The sequence below is a fragment of the Streptococcus sp. 1032 genome, assembly GCF_013277015.1.
GTDB lineage: Bacteria > Bacillota > Bacilli > Lactobacillales > Streptococcaceae > Streptococcus.
Genome location: NZ_VMMD01000002.1, coordinates 1 through 5,834, shown reverse-complemented (window position 1 = coordinate 5,834; position 5,834 = coordinate 1). Strand labels below are relative to the sequence as shown.

The 5,834-nt window shown below is 38.5% G+C and carries 5 protein-coding genes and 2 pseudogenes; 2 read left to right on the top strand and 5 right to left on the bottom strand.

The window, feature by feature from the left end; all coding sequences use genetic code 11:
* Window positions 1-439: 439 nt before the first annotated feature.
* The 4 genes from glnA to HT711_RS00775 all read right to left on the bottom strand — a co-directional run bounded on the left by glnA (window position 440) and on the right by HT711_RS00775 (window position 4,115).
* Window positions 440-1,786 (bottom strand): type I glutamate--ammonia ligase, encoded by a 1,347-nt coding sequence (glnA, locus tag HT711_RS00790; protein ID WP_001122886.1) that lies wholly within the window; start codon window positions 1,784-1,786, stop codon window positions 440-442.
* Between the two features lie 36 nt (window positions 1,787-1,822).
* Entirely contained in the window at window positions 1,823-2,179 is a 357-nt protein-coding gene (glnR, locus tag HT711_RS00785) for a transcriptional repressor GlnR (RefSeq protein WP_000659547.1), read from the bottom strand.
* 76 nt (window positions 2,180-2,255) lie between these two features.
* Window positions 2,256-2,783, bottom strand: a complete 528-nt coding sequence (locus HT711_RS00780) for an aromatic acid exporter family protein (RefSeq protein ID WP_054393254.1) — start codon at window positions 2,781-2,783, stop codon at window positions 2,256-2,258.
* 135 nt (window positions 2,784-2,918) lie between these two features.
* Window positions 2,919-4,115, bottom strand: coding sequence for a phosphoglycerate kinase (locus tag HT711_RS00775; RefSeq protein ID WP_049496377.1), 1,197 nt, complete (start codon window positions 4,113-4,115; stop codon window positions 2,919-2,921).
* 211 nt (window positions 4,116-4,326) lie between these two features.
* On the opposite strand from HT711_RS00775, the pseudogene HT711_RS00770 reads away from it, so the two are divergent.
* Window positions 4,327-4,848, top strand: a pseudogene (locus tag HT711_RS00770) (biotin--[acetyl-CoA-carboxylase] ligase); the annotation flags it as partial.
* Between the two features lie 150 nt (window positions 4,849-4,998).
* Window positions 4,999-5,517: pseudogene (locus HT711_RS00765) on the top strand (transposase); the annotation flags it as partial.
* Between the two features lie 54 nt (window positions 5,518-5,571).
* Here the strand turns inward: HT711_RS00765 and HT711_RS11150 are convergent.
* The coding region (locus tag HT711_RS11150; RefSeq protein WP_240148975.1) for an LPXTG cell wall anchor domain-containing protein at window positions 5,572-5,834 on the bottom strand (263 nt) is incomplete at its 5' end.

Here is a 5,834-nt window from a genome sequence, read left to right as displayed (position 1 = left end):
CTTCCATCAGCGAACTTCTCATAATGTTTCTTATGTGCTTCAAGTATATAAAAAGGCGTAAAAATACGCCTATAGATAATGGGGGTGAAATAGGTTTATTGTTGATGAGATTGTAGATAATTCAATTTTTTACTTCCAATCGAATATTCAAAACCTCCACCTTTTCTGCCTGTAATTGTTCATCATAAAATTCAATATCTTCAGGATTTTCCCCTTGGCAACCTCGGCAGAAATATTCTTCCGCTCGATCAGGATTCAAAAATCGACAAGCACAAACAAAACAGTCTCCATCATCATTTATTGAGATAATAAAGAATCAAGAGGATTTTTCGAAAAATAAATAGCGATCGAAATCGCTATTTTAGGGGTTATAAGTATTCGATTGCTTAGACTGCTGTATGACTGCTTACCCTCAGGTAATCTTTCTTCTATATTAGTATTAGTAAAGGTCTAAATAATTATCAATTTCCCATTGTGAAACGAAGGTTGCATAACTTGCCCATTCGATTCGTTTGGCTTCAAGGAAACTAGTATAGATATGTTCTCCAAGAGCTGCTCTGACAACCTCATCTTCTGTCAAAGCTTTCAAAGCGTTGTGAAGAGTTGATGGAAGGTCTGTAATACCAGCTTCCTTACGCTCTTCTGCTGTCATGATGTAGATATTTTCTTCGATAGGAGCTGGTGCTTCGATTTTGTTTTCAATACCATGCAAACCAACTTCCAACAGAACCGCCATAGCGATGTATGGGTTTGCCATCGGATCCACTGAACGCAACTCAAGACGAGTTCCCATACCACGTGAAGCAGGCACGCGCACAAGTGGCGAACGGTTACGACCAGCCCAAGCAATGTAAACAGGCGCTTCATAACCCGGAACCAAACGTTTGTATGAGTTAACCGTTGGGTTCATGATGGCAGTATAGTTGTAGGCATGCTTAATCAAACCACCAAGGAAATGGTAGGCCGTTTCTGACAACTGCATTCCTTTTGGATCATTTGGATCAAAGAAGGCATTGTTTCCTTCTGCATCAAACAAGGACATATTACAGTGCATACCTGATCCGGCAATACCAAATTTTGGTTTTGCCATAAAGGTTGCGTAAAGTCCATGTTTGCGAGCAATGGTTTTAACAACGAGCTTAAAGATTTGAATCTTATCACAAGCACGGAGAACTTCATCGTACTTGAAGTCAATCTCGTGTTGTCCAACAGCAACCTCATGGTGACTCGCTTCTACTTCAAATCCCATTTTGGTCAAGACATTGACAATCTCACGACGTGTATTGTCCGCAAGGTCAGTAGGCGCCAAATCAAAGTAGCCACCCTTGTCATTCACTTCAAGTGTTGGATCTCCATTTTCATCCAACTTAAATAGGAAGAATTCTGGCTCTGGACCAAGGTTGAAAGATTTGAATCCTACTTCTTCCATGTGACGAAGAGCTCGTTTCAAATTACCACGAGGGTCCCCCGCAAATGGTTCACCTTCTGTTGTATAGACATCACAGATCAAACCTGCAACACTTCCATTTTCATCTCCCCAAGGGAAGACTGTCCATGTATCCAAGTCTGGGTACAAGTACATATCTGACTCATTGATACGTACAAACCCTTCAATAGAAGATCCATCAAACATAGCCTTATTTGACAAGACCTTATCTAATTGTTCATCTGTAGCAGGAATTTCGACGTTTTTCATGGTTCCCAAAATATCTGAGAACATGAGACGGATAAAGGTAACATTTTTTTCCTTGACTTCACGACGAATATCTGCAGCTGTGATTGGCATGAGTTTTCTCCTTAATGTATGACTACTTGCGGTTGCCTAACCGCGACCAAAAGGTGACTGTACTGAAGCAAAGCGACCCTGTTGGAGGAGTTCATTGTGAAGTGCGCGGCGCACCTCAGTCTGACTCACCGCTTTCTTGGATTTCGCTTCACGTTCAGCATATTTTTTCTTAATGGCAGCGATATTATAACCTTCAGAAATATAATCTTTGATTTCAAGTAGACGATCCATGTCATTCAAGGAATACATGCGACGGTTCCCTTCGTTTCGATCAGGCTTGATCAACTCTTGATCTTCATAATAACGAATCTGACGCGCCGATAGATCGGTCAACTTCATAACACTGCCGATAGGAAAAACAGCCATATTTCGGCGAAATTCTTTTTCCTTCATTTACAATTTCCTTCTTTCTGTCTATTATAGTCTAAAAAAAGACAAACGTCAATTGATAATGTTACAAAATGTAACATTATTTTTCTTTTTTTTCTAAAAGGAGCCGAATACGATCAATATCGTAATTTACGAGAATTGCGACAAAAACACCCATGAACGTTTCTGATACACGCGCAAATACGTACAAAATTGTTTCGCCACTCGGAATCGATAGGGTAATGATTAACATAGCCGCTACACCACCAATAACCCCTGCTTTGTTATTCATGGCTACATTTGTCATAATGGTTAACATGGTGCAGATTGGAACAACAACTAAGGTTACCCAAAAGGCTTCGTGGAAAAAACTATTTATTAGGAAGAAAACCAAGGCATAGAGGCCACCGATACTATTTCCTAAAATACGCGAAGTCCCAAAATGAACACTCTTATCAAAACTCTCCCTCAAGCTAAAAACGGCTGTCAAAGCACCGATTTGAAGACCTTTCCAACCAAAAAAGCCAAAAATCAAGAGAACTAGAAAAACAGCAATTCCTGTTTTAAAGGTTCGCATACCAAGTTTGAACTGGGATTTATCGAATTTATATTTTTTAAAATAACTCATAATCTCAACTTTCTATTTCCATTTTATCATAAATTGGCTGATTTTATGAGCAATAGTTGAGAGGAAGCGTTTTTATTTTAAGCAAAAGAAAAGAGGAACTTTCATCCCTCTCTTATTTGATTCATTTAGTTAATCTTATTTTTCTGTAAGTGCAGCCAAACCTGGCAATACTTTACCTTCGAGAAGTTCCATTGAAGCACCTCCGCCCGTACTAATCCATGAGAACTTGTCTGCACGGCCAAGGTTAATCGCTGCAGCAGCTGAGTCACCACCACCGATGATTGATTTAACACCTGGTTGTTTCACGATAGCATCCATCACACCGATTGTACCCGCTTGGAAGTCAGGGTTTTCAAACACACCCATTGGTCCGTTCCATACAACTGTTTTAGCACCAGTCAAAGCCTCGTCAAATTTAGCGATAGATTTTGGACCGATGTCAAGACCAAGGAAGCCTTCAGAAACTGCTTCACCTTCAGTATCACGAACTTCAGTGTAGTCAGCAAATGCATTTGCTTCTTTTGAGTCAACTGGCAAGATCAATTTACCGTTTGCTTTTTCAAGAAGAGCTTTCGCAACATCCAATTTATCTTCTTCTACAAGTGAGTTACCGATTTCGATACCTTGTGCTTTGTAGAATGTGTAAGTCATACCACCACCGATAAGGACTTTATCAGCTTTTTCAAGCAAGTTTTCGATAACACCAATCTTGTCTGAAACTTTTGAACCACCAAGGATAGCCACGAATGGACGTTCTGGAGTTTCAACTGCTTCTTGGATGTAGGCAATTTCGTTTTCAAGAAGGAAACCAGCAACTGCTTTTTCAACGTTTGCTGAGATACCAACGTTAGATGCGTGTGCACGGTGAGCTGTACCGAATGCATCGTTTACGAAGATACCATCTCCAAGTGATGCCCAGTATTTACCAAGTTCAGGATCGTTTTTAGATTCTTTTTTGCCGTCAACATCTTCGTAACGAGTGTTTTCAACCAAAAGAACTTGTCCATCTTCAAGAGCGTTGATAGCTGCTTCCAATTCAGCACCACGAGTGACACCTGGGAACACAACATCTTGACCAAGTTTTGCTGCTAAGTCAGCTGCTACAGGAGCAAGTGATTTACCAGCTTTATCAGCTTCTTCTTTCACACGTCCAAGGTGAGAGAAAAGAATTGCACGTCCACCTTGTTCGATGATGTACTTAATAGTTGGAAGAGCTGCTGTGATACGGTTGTCGTTAGTGATTACGCCATCTTTCAATGGTACGTTGAAGTCAACACGAACGAGGACTTTTTTACCTTTCAAGTCAACGTCTTTAACAGTAAGTTTTGCCATGTTACAAAAACCCCTTTATTTATTTTATTCGAAACTATTATATCACACTTTGGGAATATAAGGAAAGATTTCACAATATTTTTCGATATTTAATCTCCATGGTAACTTCTCAAAGTAACTTCCACTTGGATGACCAAAGTGGAAATTAGTCTAAAACGGATTTTTATGGTGGAATTAAGTATGAGACGTTTGAGTTAGAAATGAGGTCCACTATGACAAAATAGCATCCTACACACTACTTGTAGCTGGAGCTATCTACAAAGCTATTAAGAACCTAACTTTAATAGATGTCGACATAAAATGGGTCAACGATATCTACCTCAAAAATCATAAAATTGGAGGAATCCTTACTGAAGCAATGACCTCTGTAGAAACTGGCTTAGTCACAGATATCATTATTGGAGTAGGTATCAATTTCACTATTAAAGACTTCCCTCAGGAATTAAAAGAAAAAGCTGATAGTTTATTTAAAGTACCAGCACCTATAACAAGAAATGAATTAATTATCGAAATATGGCGTGCTTTCTTCGAAACACCAGCAGAAGAGCTATTATACCTATACAAAAAACAGTCATTCGTTCTTGGAAAAGAAGTCACTTTCACACTAGGGCAAAAAGACTACAAGAGACTTGCTAAAGATATCTCTGAAAGTGGTAAACTTTTAGTTCAATGTGATAACGGAAAAGAAATCTGGCTAAATAGCGGAGAAATTTCACTAAAAACTTGGAAATAATAGTAAAGTTATATAACAAAAAATAAACTATATAAAAAGAAAGAAATTTGTCCTTTCTAGAGCTTAGCTTTTCAGCTATATAATATTTGTAGTGGGTAAATCCCCTATGGATATTATGGAGCCTATTTTGTTGTAGAAAAAAGTCCCATAAGATTTATACAAAACATGAATCAATTTGAGCGAAAATCCCATGAATACAAGGCTATCAAGCGCTACTGGAAGCTCATTCAACAGGATAGTCGTAAACTCAGTGATAAGCGTTTTTATCGCCCTACTTTTCGTATGCACTTAACCAATAAAGAAATCCTAGACAAGCTTTTGAGCTATTCAGAAGACTTGAAACACCACTATCAGCTCTATCAGCTCTTGCTTTTTCACTTTCAGAATAAGGAAGCTGACAAATTTTTCGGTCTCATTGAAGACAATCTAAAGAAGGTCCATCCTCTTTTTCAGACTGTCTTTAAAACCTTTCTAAAGAACAAAGAGAAAATCGTCAACGCTCTTCAATTCTCCTATTCAAACGCCAAACTGGAAGCAACCAATAATCTTATCAAACTTATCAAGCGCAATGCCTTTGGTTTTCGGAACTTTGAAAACTTCAAAAAACGGATTTTTATCGCTCTGAACATCAAAAAAGAAAGGACGAAATTTGTCCTTTCTCGATCATAGCTTTTCTTCAACCCACTACAGTTGACAAAGAGCCCAAAGGTATCTCTTTAAAGATTAATTATCTTCCGTTTTGCGTTTAGTCGCAGCCAAACCAAGAACAGAAGTGAGTGTTAACGCACCTAACAAATTCATAGCAACTGAGTCAGATCCACCTGTGTTTGGTAAAACTTTTTTGCCAGTCAAGTTAGTTCGAGAATTATCACCTGTCTGAATCTCACCTTCAACATTAACGTCGTTTGGTTTATTTGTGTTATTTGTATTAGTCAATTTAGACGAATTTTTATATTCTGAAGTACTTGGTGTGACATCACCGTTCT

Coding starts and splice junctions, on each gene's coding strand:
- glnA (WP_001122886.1), bottom strand. CDS start 1,786: ATGCCAATCACAGCTGCAGATATTCGTCGTGAAGTCAAGGAAAAAAAT.
- glnR (WP_000659547.1), bottom strand. CDS start 2,179: ATGAAGGAAAAAGAATTTCGCCGAAATATGGCTGTTTTTCCTATCGGC.
- HT711_RS00780 (WP_054393254.1), bottom strand. CDS start 2,783: ATGAGTTATTTTAAAAAATATAAATTCGATAAATCCCAGTTCAAACTT.
- HT711_RS00775 (WP_049496377.1), bottom strand. CDS start 4,115: ATGGCAAAACTTACTGTTAAAGACGTTGACTTGAAAGGTAAAAAAGTC.